Source organism: Pseudomonas asturiensis (genome assembly GCF_900143095.1).
Lineage (GTDB): Bacteria > Pseudomonadota > Gammaproteobacteria > Pseudomonadales > Pseudomonadaceae > Aquipseudomonas > Aquipseudomonas asturiensis.
Genome location: NZ_FRDA01000020.1, coordinates 65,457 through 82,417, shown reverse-complemented (window position 1 = coordinate 82,417; position 16,961 = coordinate 65,457). Strand labels below are relative to the sequence as shown.

At 58.9% G+C, this 16,961-nt stretch carries 16 protein-coding genes; 6 read left to right on the top strand and 10 right to left on the bottom strand.

Going from position 1 to position 16,961, the window contains the following annotated elements:
* Window positions 1-349: 349 nt before the first annotated feature.
* From BUB69_RS24975 to BUB69_RS24965, 3 genes are all read left to right on the top strand, one after another.
* Entirely contained in the window at window positions 350-2,185 is a 1,836-nt protein-coding gene (locus BUB69_RS24975; RefSeq protein WP_073172096.1) for a sensor domain-containing phosphodiesterase, read from the top strand.
* Window positions 2,186-2,276: 91 nt separating this feature from the next.
* Complete coding sequence (locus BUB69_RS24970) at window positions 2,277-3,062, top strand: sulfite exporter TauE/SafE family protein (RefSeq protein ID WP_024696037.1); 786 nt, start codon at window positions 2,277-2,279, stop codon at window positions 3,060-3,062.
* A 215-nt stretch (window positions 3,063-3,277) separates the two neighbouring features.
* The gene (locus tag BUB69_RS24965) at window positions 3,278-3,478 is read left to right on the top strand and encodes a hypothetical protein (RefSeq protein WP_073172091.1); all 201 of its coding nucleotides are present in this window, start codon (window positions 3,278-3,280) and stop codon (window positions 3,476-3,478) included.
* A gap of 238 nt (window positions 3,479-3,716) precedes the next feature.
* On the opposite strand, the gene BUB69_RS24960 is transcribed toward BUB69_RS24965, so the two are convergent.
* Together BUB69_RS24960 and BUB69_RS24955 are read right to left on the bottom strand one after the other, a co-directional pair.
* Complete coding sequence (locus BUB69_RS24960) at window positions 3,717-3,920, bottom strand: hypothetical protein (protein ID WP_073172088.1); 204 nt, start codon at window positions 3,918-3,920, stop codon at window positions 3,717-3,719.
* Window positions 3,921-4,201: 281 nt separating this feature from the next.
* On the bottom strand, window positions 4,202-4,441 hold the full coding sequence (locus BUB69_RS24955; protein ID WP_073172084.1) for a PLD nuclease N-terminal domain-containing protein: 240 nt from the start codon (window positions 4,439-4,441) through the stop codon (window positions 4,202-4,204).
* A gap of 223 nt (window positions 4,442-4,664) precedes the next feature.
* Here BUB69_RS24955 and BUB69_RS24950 point away from each other — a divergent pair, with 223 nt between their 5' ends.
* Window positions 4,665-5,291, top strand: a complete 627-nt coding sequence (locus tag BUB69_RS24950) for a Yip1 family protein (protein WP_073172081.1) — start codon at window positions 4,665-4,667, stop codon at window positions 5,289-5,291.
* 165 nt (window positions 5,292-5,456) lie between these two features.
* On the opposite strand, the gene BUB69_RS24945 is transcribed toward BUB69_RS24950, so the two are convergent.
* A complete protein-coding gene (locus BUB69_RS24945; protein ID WP_073172077.1) occupies window positions 5,457-6,611 on the bottom strand; it encodes an L-dopachrome tautomerase-related protein in 1,155 nt (384 codons plus the stop codon).
* A 3-nt stretch (window positions 6,612-6,614) separates the two neighbouring features.
* Between BUB69_RS24945 and BUB69_RS24940 the strand changes: the two genes are divergently transcribed.
* Window positions 6,615-6,917 carry a hypothetical protein gene (locus BUB69_RS24940; protein ID WP_217654484.1) on the top strand — a complete coding sequence of 101 codons (303 nt, stop codon included), beginning with the start codon at window positions 6,615-6,617 and terminating at the stop codon, window positions 6,915-6,917.
* A gap of 79 nt (window positions 6,918-6,996) precedes the next feature.
* On the opposite strand, the gene garD is transcribed toward BUB69_RS24940, so the two are convergent.
* The 7 genes from garD to BUB69_RS24900 all read right to left on the bottom strand — a co-directional run bounded on the left by garD (window position 6,997) and on the right by BUB69_RS24900 (window position 15,901).
* On the bottom strand, window positions 6,997-8,550 hold the full coding sequence (gene garD, locus BUB69_RS24935) for a galactarate dehydratase (protein ID WP_073172071.1): 1,554 nt from the start codon (window positions 8,548-8,550) through the stop codon (window positions 6,997-6,999).
* Window positions 8,551-8,560: 10 nt separating this feature from the next.
* A complete protein-coding gene (locus BUB69_RS24930) occupies window positions 8,561-9,943 on the bottom strand; it encodes an MFS transporter (RefSeq protein WP_073172067.1) in 1,383 nt (460 codons plus the stop codon).
* 165 nt (window positions 9,944-10,108) lie between these two features.
* A complete protein-coding gene (gene kdgD / locus BUB69_RS24925; protein ID WP_073172063.1) occupies window positions 10,109-11,020 on the bottom strand; it encodes a 5-dehydro-4-deoxyglucarate dehydratase in 912 nt (303 codons plus the stop codon).
* A 389-nt stretch (window positions 11,021-11,409) separates the two neighbouring features.
* Window positions 11,410-12,159 carry a FadR/GntR family transcriptional regulator gene (locus BUB69_RS24920; protein WP_073172059.1) on the bottom strand — a complete coding sequence of 250 codons (750 nt, stop codon included), beginning with the start codon at window positions 12,157-12,159 and terminating at the stop codon, window positions 11,410-11,412.
* 99 nt (window positions 12,160-12,258) lie between these two features.
* Complete coding sequence (locus BUB69_RS24915; RefSeq protein WP_073172055.1) at window positions 12,259-13,992, bottom strand: ABC transporter ATP-binding protein/permease; 1,734 nt, start codon at window positions 13,990-13,992, stop codon at window positions 12,259-12,261.
* A gap of 89 nt (window positions 13,993-14,081) precedes the next feature.
* Complete coding sequence (locus BUB69_RS24905; protein ID WP_004883127.1) at window positions 14,082-14,645, bottom strand: response regulator transcription factor; 564 nt, start codon at window positions 14,643-14,645, stop codon at window positions 14,082-14,084.
* The gene (locus tag BUB69_RS24900; RefSeq protein ID WP_073172052.1) at window positions 14,642-15,901 is read right to left on the bottom strand and encodes an ATP-binding protein; all 1,260 of its coding nucleotides are present in this window, start codon (window positions 15,899-15,901) and stop codon (window positions 14,642-14,644) included. The genes BUB69_RS24905 and BUB69_RS24900 overlap by 4 nt, the downstream gene beginning before the upstream one ends.
* A gap of 192 nt (window positions 15,902-16,093) precedes the next feature.
* On the opposite strand from BUB69_RS24900, the gene BUB69_RS24895 reads away from it, so the two are divergent.
* Complete coding sequence (locus BUB69_RS24895) at window positions 16,094-16,807, top strand: SIMPL domain-containing protein (RefSeq protein ID WP_073172048.1); 714 nt, start codon at window positions 16,094-16,096, stop codon at window positions 16,805-16,807.
* The last annotated feature ends 154 nt before the right edge of the window (window positions 16,808-16,961 follow it).

Sequence of the window (16,961 nt, the reverse complement as noted above, 5' to 3'; positions counted from 1 at the left end):
TCAATAAGATAAAAAACACCACATCGCGCGATTCAGTCGGTTTGACTGCGCCCCCCGAGACCACTGGTTTTTTGCTCGGCCAGGCTGGCTGAAATCGGGGGCCAGGCATTCGATCAAAAAATTTAAGAACTGAACGACGAATGGTGACTTCCAATCAAAATCGCCAAATTTCGTTCAAAAATGCCCTTTCAGTTCGATTTTCAACGGATCTGGTACGCACTCGGCGACGTTTTATCGCTCTGTTTCGCTCACGAGCAGGCCTCAAACCATTAGGGATAACAAAGCTGCGCTGATAAATTGAACTTTGTGATGTCATATAGTCATCACTCGCCTCATCTCCAGGAAACTCATGAACGCTTGCGCCCCTATTCCGTTCAACGAATCGCAACGCCTGTTGCGCATTACGGAACTGTGCGTGCTTGAAAACACCGCTGACGAGGTCTTCGATGAAATCGTCGCGATGACCGCCGAGTTTTTCGAGACGCCCATCGCCCTCATTTCCATTGTTGACGAACACCGTCAGTGGTTTCGCGCCAGGATCGGTCTGGCCGCCCAGGAGACACCGCGCGATGTGTCCTTCTGCGCCTATACCATTCTGAGCGATGAGCTGTTTGAAGTGACGGACGCCACGCTCGATGAGCGGTTCATGGACAACAGCCTTGTGACCGGGCACCCGAACATCCGCTATTACGCAGGCGCGCCGCTGATCACCGACGATGGCATCGCGCTGGGTAGTCTGTGCGTTATCGACACCAAGCCACGCGAGCCCATGAGTGCCAGGCAATCCTCGATGCTTCTGCGCTTTGCGTCACTGGTGATGCAGCGGATCGTCGGTCTCAGGCTCAGCTGCTTCATTGACCAGCCGACCGGCCTGTACAACCGCTCGCGCTTGCAGGAGGACATCACCCAGGCGCTCAACTCCCGGCAGGCTTATCGACTGGTCGCCGTGGACATGATTACGCCAGTGTTTCTGAACGACATCGTCAAGGCGTTCGGCTACAGCTTCTCCCAGGACCTGGTCATCGCGATCAAACAGCGCCTGCAACAGCTGTTACCGGCCGATTGCTCGCTGTACAAGGTCAGCCCAACCCGGTTCGGCTTTCTGCTGCCGGGCGACACGACCAGTGAGGAGATGTTTCACTCGATCATCAATGACTTCCAGGCACCTGTGGAGTGCCGTGGTATTCCTGTGCAGATGCAGGTTGGGCTGGGTGTCGTGGTGCTGGACAACAAGGTGCAGCATGACGCCCCGGCCGAGCAGGACTGGATGCGTATGGCCATCAGTGCCGCCGATAACGCGCGTGACCGCAACGTGGGCTGGGCGATGTACGAGTCGCATTCCGATGCCGCGCAGCAGCGCGCCTTTAAACTGCTCAGCTCACTGACCAACGCCGTGCGTTCCAGCGATCAGTTGCGACTGGTGTTTCAGCCGCGCATCGACCTGACCTCAGGCATGTGCACATCCGTTGAGGCGCTGCTGCGCTGGAACCACCCTACACTGGGGCCTATCGGCCCAGCCGAGTTCGTGCCGCTGGCCGAGAAGACGGCGCTCATGCGTCCGTTGAGCCTGTGGGTGCTCAAGACGGCGATCGAGCAGGCCGCCAGTTGGCAGCGTCAGGGCTTCGATTTCCGCATCGCGATCAACGTCACGCCCGAGGACCTGACCGGTCCGGCGTTCACCGACCGGATGATCAGCCTGTTGCGCCAGCACGCTATCGCCCCGACGCGCTTCGAACTGGAATTCACCGAAGGCGCCCTGATGCAGAACCCGGCAGAAGTGCGCAGCCAACTGGAGCGGATGCGAGAACTGGGCATGGATGTGGCTATCGATGACTTCGGCACCGGGTACAGCAACTGGAATTACCTTCGTCAGTTGCCAGCCACCACCGTCAAGCTGGATCAGTCGTTGATTCGCAACCTGGCCTCGGATAAAACCGACCAGCGTCTGGTGAAAGCGCTGATTGGCCTGGCAAAAAAACTGGGCTACTGCGTGGTCGCCGAAGGCATCGAGACGCACGAGATACAACGCCTGGTGAAACAATGGGGTTGCGATGAAGGCCAGGGTTACCTGATCGCCAAACCCATGGAAGCCGAAGCGCTGCTGGACTGGCTGGGTCCCGAGCAACGCTTGCAAAGCGCTGCCGAAGCGGCCATCGCCTCGTGCGAGCGCGAGAAACGGTTATAACCTTAGATCACAACTTCATAACCGTTAATAACATAAGCCGCTATGCTGCCCGCCACTTTTTGCCTGATACGTTTGCTTGACAGGGTTGGATATGGAAGCGGGTGGTTTGGGGTTTGTTGTTGCAGGTCTGGTGGTCGGGTTCATCGTGGGCATGACCGGGGTCGGTGGCGGCTCGCTGATGACCCCGATTCTGTTGTGGTTCGGTATCAACCCGGCAACCGCCGTGGGCACTGACCTGCTGTACGCCGCGATCACCAAGTCAGGTGGCGTGCTGGTTCACAGAAAGAACGACAACATCGACTGGAAGATTACCGGTCTGTTGACGCTGGGCAGCGTGCCCGCGGTGCTGATGACGCTGTGGTTTCTGAGCACTCTGCATGCCGCGCCCGACGCCCTGAACGCCATCATCAAACAGGCACTGGGTTTTGTACTGCTGCTGACCGCACTGGCCGTGCTGTTCAAGAAACGGCTGCTGGCGTTCGCCCACGGTCGTGGCGACGGGCATTCGTTTTTTGCTGGCAGGAGCCTGACGGTACTGACGGTCATCACGGGCCTTATCCTCGGCACCATGGTCGCACTGACGTCCATTGGCGCAGGCGCGCTCGGCACCGTGGCGCTGTTCATCCTCTATCCACTCCTGCCGACCCGCCGTCTGGTGGGCACGGAAATCGCCCATGCAGTCCCTCTGACCCTGGTTGCAGGCCTGGGCCACGCCAGTATGGGCAACATGAACTGGGAGCTGTTGGGCTGGCTGCTGATGGGCTCGCTGCCAGGGATCTACCTGGGCAGCCACATGGCCGGCCGCGTTTCCGACGATCTGTTGCGCCCGTTCCTGGCAATCATGCTGGGGATGATCGGGTTCAAGCTGGCGTTCTGAGTTCGATCAACATCAAGCTGTCACACGTCTGCGTCAGGCTCACCCTTGAAAACACAGGCCGAACGGTTTTCCAGCGGCAGGTTTCGCTGAAAACGCATTTGTCGGGATTTGTATTTTTTTGTGGCTCAATGTCGGTTTTCGGCGCAGGATTCGGCGGTCTGATTTCGCGCCGGTGATCGGCACAGACTCATCCTTGCTGACAGGAGATGCCAACGATGCTTATCCGAATAGAAGAAGGTGTTTACGGGGCCCACTGGGTCGTGAAGCTGGACGATTACCCGGTCACGTGCCGGAGCTGGCAGGAAGCCAAAGAGTTTGCGGATCGCATGAAATCCAGAATCGACGCGCCTCATTCCCTGCCACCGGCGGTCATGAATGCCGCAACAGTAAGACAATCCAGGGCCATGGCCCGCTGAGCCACTCCCGATAGCGTCGTTGCGCTGTCAGCGACGCTTTCTGTTACGCCCCTCGCTTGATTCCCGCCTGCAAAAAACTCGAAACCGTTCTCGTTTCAGTGACATCCATTTCACATCCTCTTCACGTCAGGCTGGGTAAATTGAACCCACTCCTTTGATGAATCCCATTTGGCCCACCCTGTTGTGGGCCATTTTTTTGCCTGCGAAAAAGTGACGCACTCGCCCGCTCAGCCGTTCATCACTCAGCGTGTTCCGGCGACAGGGTCGGGGTCTTGGATACCATGACCGCAGTGTTGCTCAGGGCCGAGGTATTCAGTTCTGCCAGACGATCATTGCCGGTTCCACTGACAACGGTGTTGCTCCAGTTGGCTGTCACGGTCGCCACCCAACCCAGCAAAAACAATGCAACAGCCTGCAACGCCCACTTGGTAATGATCGACATACGCTCTCTCCTTGCTGAAGTCTTGATGACGAGCATCTAAACACCTCGTCATTGCAAAAGAATTGCAGACTTTTCCATTTTTTCCACTAGACCGCTCATCATTCATCATCGGCGATGAACTCAGGCGTAACCCCGCGGCTTTGAGGCGACAGCTGGAAAATGCCCAGACAGGAACGGGATCGCGATGGGCTTGCGCGTTGCAGGCGTTGGGCAGTCACCTCTGCAGACAGTCGAGCGTTGACGGCCTGCAAGGGGTCAGGGAAGACGTACTGCTGACTGAGTCAGTACTTGGTGCTCTGCTGCTCGGGCTTGGCTGGCGTATCGACGTGACGCGGACCTGCCACCAGCAACGCCAGAACGCCAAGAATCGGCACCGCCACAATCACGATGATCCACATCAGCTTGTTGCTGGACTCTGTGACGCTTTTACGCACACGCATCACCGCCCATATATCCGAAATCACGATCAATGCCGTAATCGCCGCAAACAGCCACAAATGATTTTCCGATATCCAAGGCATTTGAAATCTCCTGCACATTCAACGAAGGCGTCCAGACCGGACACCCTTACTGTAGAAGAGGCTTGAGAAGGTCTTAAAGTTCAGAGAAGTAGGAAAAATCAGGGTTTTCCCGAGAGGTCGAACGCCATCGGTCCAGAACGGTGAAACCATTGCGTCATGCCGTATTCAATCCGAAGAGGCTTTCAAGGACCTGCGAGGCCCTTTCGCCATCGGAGGGAATGTCATGAACGCATTTATCATCAGACTGTTTACTCGCCCCGCCCACGCCTGGAGAGACAGACGCGACGAGGAAGAGCGCAGCCCACGCCAATACCTGCCGCACCTGATCTTGTTGGGCCTGATTCCGGCCGTCTGCCTCTGCATCGGTACGACACGGGTGGGCTGGAGCATGACGCTTGAGGATCGGGTCTGGTTGAGCACGAAAAGCGCGCTGCAATTGTGCGCGCTGCTCTACATCGCCATTCTGGCCGGTACGGCGCTGATGGGCACGTTCATCCGCTGGCTGTCACGCACCTCTGAAGCGCGGCCAACGCTCAACCAGTGCATCGGCTTCGCCACTTACACCATCACCCCGTTTTTCATCGCCGGTCTTGCAGGGCTGTACCCCAGCCGCTGGCTGATGATTCTGGTGCTGGGGCTTGCCGCCATCCATTCGACCTTTCTGCTTGTCATCGGCATTGGCACCTTTATGCGCCTGCCACCCGGCAACGCACCGCTCTACGCGGCCGCAGTGTGGGGCTTGGGTGTGCTGGTGCTCGTGACGATTCTGGTGTCGACAATACTGCTCTGGTACAACGTGCTCACGCCTGATTACGTGCGCAACGTGGTGGGGGAAGTGTCCGGTGGGTGATGCAACATAGATACAGGCCTGGCCGGGCCAAGGCGCTCGTCCTGCAACGTTCGTGGGAGCGCCGCCCGGTCTGATCCCACAAAAACGCGTTTCTGAACTGCGCCCCAGAAGTTGGACACCAGTCCAATCCTTGGGGCGCAGTTCATTCTTCAGTGGGGCGCGAACTCAGCGCGTCTTGGCCGGTGTGGCGTCGACCTTCACCCGAAACAGGCTGTAGGGCTTTTCCCGTAAATCCTTGCCGCCATGAAACAGTGCCTGGCGATGCAGCTGATTGGCAATGAAGTAGAGGTACCCGTCAGTTGCCACAGACAACGTGTCCGGCCACAGCATTCGAGGATCGTGAGCAATCGTCTGCCAGGTCCCGTCCGCAAGACGTTTGCGAATGCTGTTATCTTCATAGTCGCCAGCGTAGATCGCGCCATCGCTGTCAGCCTCCAACCCATCCGACGGGCCTTTCTCTCCTAGATCCTGTACCGCTTCGACGAGCTGATCCTCAGTCACGGCAGGGTCGCGCAGCAGCTTTGTCGGCACCGAATACAGATGTCTGCTGGAGAGCGGGGAAAAATAAAGTGTCTGGCGATCCGAGGACAAGGCGATACCGTCGGAAGCAACCGCAAAGGGTTTGCTGGTCCCGTCAGCGTTACGCATTTTCAGAATCTGACCTTCAACCCTTGGCACGAAGGCCGGGTCTGCCGACGTCGAGGCAGCGCCACTCAAGCGCCGTACGGCGTTGCCGGTGGCAATGTCCATGACAATGATTGCGCCGGGGCCACTGACAGACGAGTCGGTGACATAAATCACGCCTTCCTTGCCAGCGCTGAAGTCAAACCGCATATCGTTGACATAGGTGCCTGGCAGAATGACGTTCTCAGGGAAAACCAACGTCTTGACGACCTTGTTGGTCTTGAGATCTACGGCCACCAGCTTGGCGCCGCCAGCGACCGGTTTAGAGAATTCAGGTGCAGCGGTATCGAGTATCCACAGATGGCCCAGGCCGTCAGCGACGACGCTCTGGACGCTGATGAATCCCTTCTCGGGATGTTGCGGGTCCGCCTGGTTCAAGGCGCTGTCAGGGTAAGGCACCACTTTGCCGTCGCGTAATTCGCCTACAGTGAACGGCACCTTGTCGCCCCAACGCGGGAAGTTGACAAAAATACGTCCTGTTTCAGTGACGCTGACGCCTGTCGGCATCGCGTCATGGAACGCGAAGACCTGTTCGATTTTCCCAACGGGCTTGTCTTCTGGAAGCTTGGCGGGGGACGCAGCCTGAACAGCCTGGCTACCGAGTGCAACCATCAAGGCCGCAGAAGCCCAGGACATCGGTTGTTTGAAAGACAAGAAAGATCTCCTTGGCCAGCATCAGGCAGGCCAGTATCGAAAAAAGTGAAAATGGCTAGCTTGAATGGCCGGATGCACCAGGCAGGCTACACACCTGCTGCGGATACTGATCTCTTTATTGCAAAGAAAGAAGCCGTCAAATTCATTAACACTTTCAATCAAATAGAGAAAATGAAGCGGCTGGCAGCAACTGCACCAGGTGCTCGTTCGCCATCCAGGGTCTTTTGTCGAGGCTATGGCCGCCGTTTTGACGAGGCCAATGTGAATGTCTATCAGACCGTTGCCTGAGAGAGGTCCGCTGCTTCGGGAAAGCAGCGGACTGCGCGAAAGTCTCGACTTCACCTGCCGGGACTACGCCCCGACACACTCAGGTAATGGGCGCGGGGTTGAACAGGGTGATGTCGTTGTGCAGACGGTAGTGCTCGGTCCAGGTCTTTTTCTTGCCGCTGGCCACTTCCAGGTAGTAGTGGAACAGCTCCCAGCCAAGGTCCTCGATGCTTGCACGCCCGGTAGCGATACGCCCTGCGTCGATGTCGATCAGGTCGGGCCAGCGCTGGGCCAGCTCGGTGCGGGTCGAGACCTTGACCACCGGAGCCATCGCCAGACCGTAAGGTGTACCGCGCCCGGTGGTGAACACGTGCAGGTTCATCCCGGCCGCCAGTTGCAGCGTGCCGCACACAAAATCGCTGGCTGGCGTGGCGCAGAAGATCAGCCCTTTGCTGTTGACCCGCTCGCCAGGGCCCAATACGCCGTTGATGGCGCTGCTGCCGGACTTGACGATCGACCCCAGGGACTTCTCGACAATGTTCGACAACCCACCCTTCTTGTTGCCCGGCGTGGTATTGGCGCTGCGATCTGCCTCGCCCTTGGCCAGGTAACGGTCGTACCAGTCCATCTCGCGCACCAGCGCCTGAGCGACGTCCTGATCCTGCGCACGTGAAGTCAGCAAATAAATGGCATCACGTACTTCGGTCACTTCGGAAAACATCACCGTCGCCCCTGCACGCAGCAACAGGTCCGACGCATAGCCCAGCGCCGGGTTGGCCGTGATGCCGGAAAACGCATCGCTGCCACCGCACTGCATGCCCAGAATAAGCTCCGAGGCTGGCACCGTCTCGCGACGACGCAGGTCCAGCTTCTTCAAGCGTACCTCGGCCAGGTCCATGATCTGCTCGATCATTTCATTGAAGCCGTGGCTGGAATCCTGAAGCTTGTAGAGCCATGGCTCGCTGAGGTCCACCGAGCTGTCGCCCTCGTGCATCACTTGACCGGCCTGCAGCTTTTCACAGCCCAGGCTGATCACCAGCGCCTCGCCACCCAGGTTCGGGTTGCGCGCCAGGTTGCGCACGGTGCGGATCGGGATGTAGGCGTCGGTGGCGGTAATGGCCACGCCACAGCCGTAACTGTGGGTCAGGGCCACCACGTCATCGACGTTCGGGTATTTGGGCAGCAGTTCGTCACGGATGCGCTTGACCGCAAAGTCGAGCACGCCGGTCACGCACTGCACGGTCGTGGTGATCCCCAGAATATTGCGGGTGCCTACCGTGCCATCGGCGTTGCGATAGCCCTCGAAGGTATAGCCCTCCAGCGGCTCGCCCTTCGCAGGTACTGCGTCAGACATCGGCAGGCTGTCGAGCGCAGGCGCTGACGGCATACGCAACTGGTCTTCCCTGACCCAACTGCCACGCGGTATCGGTTGCAGAGCGTAGCCAATGGTGTGGCCGTAACGAATCACGGCGTCGCCCTCGGCCAGGTCAACGGTGCTGACCTTGTGGCTCTGCGGTACGTTATCGACAGTGACCAGGCCGTTATCGAATTCGGTTCCGGCCGGCACACCCTGGTCGTTGACCACGACCACCACGTTATCCAGCGCATGCAGCCGGATGTAACGTGGGGAATCGGCATGTTGAATCAGGTTCATCACGGTTTCCTCAGGATTTTGCTTCGGAAAGGTTGCTGGCCGGATCGGTCGGCAATGGCCCCTTGACTGGCGGCTCTATCAATTCCACACGCTTGATTTCACCCACGATGAAAATGTAACTGATCACCGCCAGCAGCGCGTTGGCGCCGACGAACACCAGTGCCCATTTGAACGAGCCGGTGGTGCTGATGATGTAACCAATCACGATCGGGGTGGTGATCGATGCAATGTTACCGAAGGTGTTGAACAGGCCGCCGCTCAGGCCGGCGATCTGCTTGGGCGATACATCGGACATCACAGCCCAGCCCAGTGCGCCTACGCCTTTGCCGAAGAATGCCAGGGCCATGAAACCCACGACCATCCATTCGATGTCGACATAGTTACAGGTCACGATGGACGTCGACAGCAGCAGACCGCCAATGATCGGCGCCTTGCGGGCGAAGGTCAGCGAGTGGCCTTTGCGCAACAGGTAGTCGGAGATGATCCCGCCCAACACACCACCGATGAAGCCACAGATGGCCGGCAGCGATGCAATGATGCCCGCCTTGAGGATGGTCATGCCGCGTTCCTGCACCAGGTAAACCGGGAACCAGGTCAGGAAGAAGTAGGTAATACCGTTGATGCAGTACTGGCTCAGGTAAATACCCAGCATCATGCGGTTGGTCAGCAACTGCTTGATGTAGTCCCATTTCGGACCGCTGTTGGCGTCCTTTTTGGACTTCGATTTTTCCTGATCCATATCGACCATGCCGCCGTTGCTGGCGATGTGATCAATCTCGGCCTGGTTGATACGTGGATGGTTGCGCGGGCTGTAGATGACCTTCATCCAGATGGCGGAGAAGACGATGCCCGCCGCGCCCATGACGATGAACACGTGTTGCCAGCCGTAGGTGTAGACGATCCAGCCCATCAGCGGCGCGAACAGCACCGTGGCGAAATATTGCGCGGAGTTGAAGATGGCCGACGCCGTGCCGCGTTCGGCGGTCGGGAACCAGGCCGCAACGATACGAGCGTTGCCGGGGAAGGATGGCGCTTCGGCCAGGCCCACCAGAAAGCGCAGCATGAACAGCGCAACGATCGCGGTGGAGATACCGAACTCACCCACATAGCCTTGCAGCAGGGTGAACAGCGACCAGGTGAAAATGCTCAGGGCGTAGACTTTCTTCGAACCGAAACGGTCGAGAAGCCAGCCACCGGGGATCTGACCGGCCACGTAGGCCCAGCCAAATGCAGAAAAGATGTAGCCCAGCGTGACAGCACTGATACCGAGGTCTTTCTGGATGCTGGAGCCGGCGATTGCGATGGTGGCACGGTCGGCATAGTTGATCGTGGTGACCAGAAACAGCATCAACAGGATCAAATAGCGGACGTGCGTCGGCTTGGACGATTGCATTGGTTGAACTCCCACTAGTTATTTTTTTACGCGGGTAAATCTGTTTTTGGGTGTAGCGCTACAGGCCCCTTAGAGGTGTCGCGGCGACGTCTGCCTCTACCTGTACGGGTCATGCATTCCAACGACAAAACCGCTGATCGCTCAGCGGTTAGGTCTTTGAAGGTGTTATTGCTTGCCTTGCTTGTCCATCAGGGCGGCGAGCATGTCGCACTCGTCCGGGGTCAGGTCGGTCAGTGGCGCACGGACGGGACCTGCGTCGTAGCCTGCGATTTTCGCACCGGCCTTGACGATGCTGACGGCGTAGCCCGCCTTGCGATTACGGATTTCCAGGTAAGGCAGGAAGAAATCGTCGATGTACTTGCCGACTGCCTCGTGGTCGTCACGGGCGATGGCGTGGTAGAAATCCATCGCCAGTTTAGGTACGAAGTTGAACACCGCCGAGGAATAGACCGGCACGCCCAGTGCCTTGTAGGCAGCGGCGTAGACTTCAGCGGTCGGCAGACCACCCAGGTACGAGAAGCGGTCGCCCAGACGGCGGCGGATCGAAACCATGAGTTCGATATCGCCCAGGCCATCCTTGTAACCGATCAGGTTAGGGCAGCGCTCGGCCAGTTGCTCCAGCAGAGTCGCGTTCAGGCGGCAAACGTTACGGTTGTAAACCACCACGCCGATCTTGACCGACTTGCAGACCGCTTCAACGTGCGCGGCAACGCCATCCTGGCTTGCTTCGGTCAGGTAGTGCGGCAGCAACAACAGACCTTTGGCACCCAGACGCTCGGCTTCCTGAGCATATTCGATGGCCTGGCGAGTCGGACCGCCCACGCCTGCGAGGATCGGCACGCTGGTGGCGCAGGTGTCGACGGCGGTCTTGATGATTTCGGAGTATTCGCTGGCAGCCAGGGAGAAGAACTCACCTGTACCGCCTGCCGCGAACAGAGCGCTGGCGCCGTACGGGGCCAGCCACTCGAGACGCTTGATGTAACCCGCGCGGTGGAAATCGCCCTGGGCATTGAAATCGGTAACCGGGAAAGACAGCAGACCGGAAGAGAGGATGGACTTCAGTTCTTGTGGATTCATTATTCGAACACCCTGTGGGACATAAATTGTGAATGGATCACCGGGGCAGTGCCGATGTCGTAAGTCATCGTACAACTGAATATAAATTCCCTCAACAGGGATTTTCGGGTTTTTCTCGTTCAGGGCGATGAGCGGGACCAGAGGCCTTGGCAGGCTTGGGCCTGGAGGGATTCAGGATTGCTGAAAGTTATACGATAACTGCAGATATCGTCGAGATCGAAACGCCGGGGTGACGCGCTGATCGTGCGCGCTCTGCGTTATAGACAAATCCGCAAGAAGCGCAAAACAAGGCCAGAACGGAAATGTCTGGTTGAATGCAGTGGGAGCGTATTCCCCATGAGGCGTTGCGTATAACGCTGAGCGCTCCGCATCGGAACGCTCAGGCACCATCAGGCCCGCTGCGATTCAGCCTCTTCATGGGCATGACGCAGGCGTTCGCGGCTGTTGGTCAGGTGCAGGCGCATCGCGGCGCGGGCGGCGTCGGAGTCCTGACGGGCGATGGCCTCGTAGATTTCCTCGTGCTCGCGGCTGAGGCGGTCCATGTAGTGCTGCTGATCATCATGGGCCAGACGCGCAGAATTCAGCCGCGTACGCGGAATGATGCTGGTGCCCAGGTGAGTCATGATGTCGGTGAAGTAACGATTGCCGGTCGACAGCGCGATCTGCAGGTGAAACTGAAAGTCCGAGGCCACTGCATCCGTGGCGTGCGCCGCGCTTTCGTTCAGCGCGTCCAGTGCCGCCCGCATGGCCGCCAGCTCTTCGGTGCTGCGGCGCTGCGCGGCGAGTCCTGCGGACTCGACTTCAAGGCTGATGCGCAGTTCGAGAATCGCCAGCACATCACGCAAGGTAACGATGGTGGCCGGATCAATCCGGAAGCCACTCGGGCTGGGCGTATCCAGCACAAAGGTGCCGATCCCGTGACGGGTTTCGACCAGCCCCGACGCCTGCAGACGCGAAATCGCTTCACGGACCACAGTACGACTGACGCCCTGCTCCTCCATGATCGCGGATTCAGTGGGCAGTTTATCGCCACGCTTGAGCTGTCCGCTGCGAATACGCTCGGAGAGTTCAGTCACCAGCTCCTGCGCAAGGCTGCGGTGTTTTCTACGAGCGCGGGGCGGAGCGGTTTGATTTTCCATATCCAACGTCGATCTCTGGACAGTTAAACGAGCGCCAATCATAGCTCAGCGGTTGTATGATCACACCTCAAAAGCTACACCTGCTATCCAAAAGCGACATCAGGCCGGTTCAGACGCGCGCCGCTCAACCAATTGCCCCGCTTCGACATGCACATGCCGGTCATGAAAACGCTTGAGACTGCTGCGATGCCCCACGCTGAGCAGGGTCAGACCGGGGATCTCATTGATGATCGCGTGGTGCATGGCCGCTTCATCCTCTTCATCCATTGCCGACGTCGCTTCATCCATATACAGCCAGCGCGGAGCCAGCAACAGCGCGCGGGCGAAGGCCACTCGCTGCTGCTCGCCGGGCGACAGCACGCGTTGCCAGTGATTGCTCTCGTCCAGGCGCGGGGCCAGGTGTTCGAGGCGGCACTTGTTCAGCACATCGATGAAGCGCTGGGCAGCGAAACCTTCAGCCGGCTGTGGATAACTCAAGACCTCTCGCAGGGTTCCAATCGGCAGATACGGGCGCTGCGGCAGGAACAACCCTTCGCCGACAGGCATCCGAATCCGGCCCTGACCCAGTGGCCACAGGCCGCCCAGCGCCCTGAGCAGCGAGCTTTTGCCACTGCCCGAGCGGCCGCTGAGCATCACCTTCTGACCTTTTGCGATGTGCAGGTGGGCACCGTTCAACAACTGCCGTCCACCTGCGAGTGACAGACCCAGGTCTTGCAGGTCGAGCGCGTCATCGGCATGAACCCGTTCAATCGCCGGTGGACGATTTTCCAGGTCGGTCATGCCCTGGCGAAAGCTCAACAGACGATCACTCGTCGCCCGCCAGGATGCCAGCGTGGAGTACGCGCTGATGAACCAGCTGAAGTTCTCCTGCACATTGCCGAACGCCGAGTTGATCTGCATCAGATCACCCAGCTCGATCTTGCCGGCGAAGTACCGGGGAGCGGCGACGATAAAGGGAAAGATAAGCGCGATCTGTGAGTAACCCGAGGTGAAGAATGTCAGACGTTTCTGCACTTTCATCGAGGTCAGCACGTTGTTCCAGATCATGGAAAAACGCCCGCTCAGACGCTGGTTCTCGTTACGCTCGCCATCGGACAGCGCAATGCTTTCAGCATTTTCACGCACACGCACCAACGCAAAACGCATGTCCGCTTCGTAGCGTTCCTGTTGGTTGTTCAAGGGAATCAAGCGCCGACCGATCCAGTGGGTCAACAGACTGCCGACGATCGCGTACAGCATGGCAGCCCAGAACATGTAGCCGGGGACGGTGATCCCGAACAGTTCGATGCTGCCGGACACGCCCCACAGGATGACCGAAAAGGACACCAGACTGACCACCGAACTCATCAGGCCAAGCCCCAGACTCAAGGTGCTGGTGGTGAACTCATTGAGGTCTTCGGACAGGCGTTGGTCGGGGTTGTCAGTGTAGCCGCCCTGCTCCAGATGGTAGTAATTCTTGTGCGCCAGCCAGCGGGCAAAATGCTGCTCGGTCAGCCAGCGCCGCCAGCGGATCGTGAGCATCTGGGTCAGGTAAAGCCGGTACACGGCCGCCAGAATGGCAACGGCGGCAATGCCGCTGAAGTACAGAATCAGGTGCGTGAACGCGGCCAGATCCTTGTTTTGCAGGGCGTTGTAAAAATCCCGGTACCAGCTGTTGAACAGTACGGAGACCTGCACACTGAACAGTGACAGGGCGATCACTGACACCAGCAGTACCCAGGCCATGGTCTTTTCTTCGCTGCGCCAATAGGGCGTGATCAGCCTCCAGACCCGGGGAAAGAACGCCCCTTTAACGGTGTCGTTGACGTCGGAGTATTCGGCATTGCGTTTCATGTGATTCAGGCTCGCTGTCTATAAAAGAACGATGCCTGACCACAATGAAGCAAAAAAACGCCTGAACGATCACCATGAAGAAAGCTTCATTAACGACGCACGGGACGCTTCTGCAATTTGCGCTGCAAGGTACGGCGGTGCATGCCCAGTGCCCGGGCGGTTGCCGAGATGTTGCCTTCATGCTCGGTCAGCACACGCTGGATGTGCTCCCACTGCAGGCGGTCCACCGACATGGGGTTTTCCGGGACCAGCGTGTCGAGGTTGGCGTGCTCGGACAGCAGCGCCGCCAGCACGTCGTCGGCATCAGCCGGCTTGCACAGGTAATTGCAGGCACCACGCTTGATGGCCTCGACCGCCGTGGCGATGCTCGAATAACCGGTGAGAATCACCACGCGCATGTCCGGGTCCATTTCCAGCAGCTTGGGCAGCAGCACCAGTCCGGAGTCGCCATCCATCTTCAGGTCCAGCGCGGCGTATTCAGGAATGTCCTGCTGCGCCAGTATCAGGCCTTCCTCGGCAGAACCGGCGGTACTGACCCGAAAACCGCGACGGCTCATGGCGCGTGCCATGACACGGGTGAAGGTCGCATCGTCATCGACCAGCAGCAGGTGCGGTAACTCTTCGCCTTCCACCTGAATCTCTTCGTCACTCATGTTTCTTCTCCTCGCGTGTCACGGGGCAGTCGCAGCTCGGTGAGCGTGCCGCCTTCTTCATGACTGTAGAGCTTTACCGAGCCACCCGCGCGGGTGACGCTGGCCTTGCTCAGGAACAGGCCCAGGCCGAAACCTTTGCCCTTGGTAGTAAAGAACGGTTTGCCGATCTGTTCGGCAATGGCCAGCGGCACGCCAGGGCCATGGTCGCGGATGCTGATGCAGACCTCGGAACTGTCCCAGTCCAGATTGACTTCCAGACCATCAGGGCACGCATCGGCGGCGTTGTTGAGCAGGTTGAGCAGCGCCTGAGTCAGGTCCGGCGGCGGTGCCAGCAGCGGCACCTCGTCCTTGCCCAGTTTCTGGAAGCGGTAGCTCACTTCGGGACGCATCAGATGCCAGCGATTGAGCGATTCGTCCAGCCATTGCGTAGCCGGTTGCATTTCGACCGCCATGCGCCGGTTTGCCTCAGCGGCGCGCACCAGTTGCTGAAGGGTCTGCTTGCACTGTTTGACCTGCTCCTGCAACACCGCCAGATCGTCTTGCAGGGCCGGATCGCTGTGATCCTGACGCATTTCCTTGAGCAGCACACTCATGGTCGCCAGCGGCGTACCCAGCTCATGAGCCGCACCGGCAGCCTGGGTTGCCACGGCGAGCAGCTGCTGATCACGCAGTCCTTCTTCGCGGCGCTCGGCACGCAGTTGTTCCTGTCGGCGCAGCTCTTCGGCCATTTTCGCCGCAAAAAACGTGATCACCCCGGCAGCCAGCACGAAGCTCAGCCACATGCCGTAGATCTGCATGTTTTCCCGGGCGATGGGGTAGGTCTCCAGCGGATAGGACTTCACCATCAGGAAGGTATAGAGCCCCAGCGCGAAGCCGGACAGGATCAGCGAGTAACGCCACGGCAAGGTCGCCGCCGCGATGGTCAGGGGCACCAGGTAATAGGACACGAACGGGTTGGTCGAGCCGCCCGAGTAGTACAGCAACGCACTGTGAATCAACAGGTCCAGCGCCAGCTGCAAGGCGTATTCCAGTTCGGTCAGGGGCAACGAGGTGCGCAGGCGAATGGCCGTCAACAGGCACAGGATCAGCGAGCAGCCCAGCGTGATGGACAACTGCAGCCACGGCAGCGGAAGGAAGTCGAACAGCCAGGCGATGCCCACCGAACCGGCTTGAGCGGCCAGCACCAGGATGCGGATGAATGTCAGGCGCCACAGGTTCTGACGCGTGGCTGAAAGCATTTGAACGGGGGCGAGCATGAGCTCTCCTGATGAGCGCTCCAGGCGGATCGCAACGAGTATAACCAAGCACGGGGTAAAACTGGAAAAGTGCGTCAACGCGCCGCATCGTCAGGCACGTCGGCGGCGCAGGAACCAGAAACGATGGCTAGAGTCTCATGGGTCTGTGCCGCCCGACAGTGGTCGGAGGCCGTCTCATGACAAGGAGTTCTCATGTTCAATCTTCGCCCTGCTCTCACGCTGTTCGCGCTGACGGCTGCCGCACTTTCCAGCTTCCCGGCCATGGCTGAAGAGGCCCGCTACAACCAGATTTCCCTGCGCGCCGAGGTCAATCAGGAAGTACAGCGCGACCTGATGCTGGTCACGCTCTACACCGAAGCACAGGACAGCGACCCTGCCAAGCTGGCCGCGCAGATCACCGAAACCCTGAACAAGTCGCTGGGTCAGGCGCGCCAGGTCAAGGACGTGAAGATCAGCCAGGGCAGCCGCAACAGTTACCCGATCTACAGCGACAAAGGGGGGAAGATCACCGGCTGGCGTGAGCGCGCCGAACTTCGTCTGGAAAGCGCCGACTTTGCAGCGCTGTCCAAACTGACCGGCGAGCTGCTCGGTGATCTGAAAATGGGCGGCATGGACTTCTCGATCTCGCCCTCCACTCGCAAGACCAGCGAAGACGCCCTCCTCAAGGATGCCGTGACAGCGTTCAAGGCCCGTGCGCAACTGGTCACCGAGGCGTTGGGCGGCACCGGTTACAAGTTGGTCAACCTGAACCTCAATACCTCCGGCTACCCACAGCCGTATCTGCGCGCACCGGTCATGATGATGAAAGCATCACGCGAAGACGCAGCACCGACGCCTGACGTCGAGGCTGGCACCAGCCAGGTCAGCGTTGCAGCGGATGGCGTGATCGAGGTTGCAATTCCTTGAGTCGAGCGTCCATCTGACGTCAATTGACTGAGCAAAGGCGGTTTCCAGTGGGGGACACCGCCGCCCCTTCAAGGCCAACCCTGCAAGTGAGCGTGCTCACGAAGGCAATGGCACAGCGACAGTGTCAGCACCACCCCTTCGCGAGCAAGCTCCC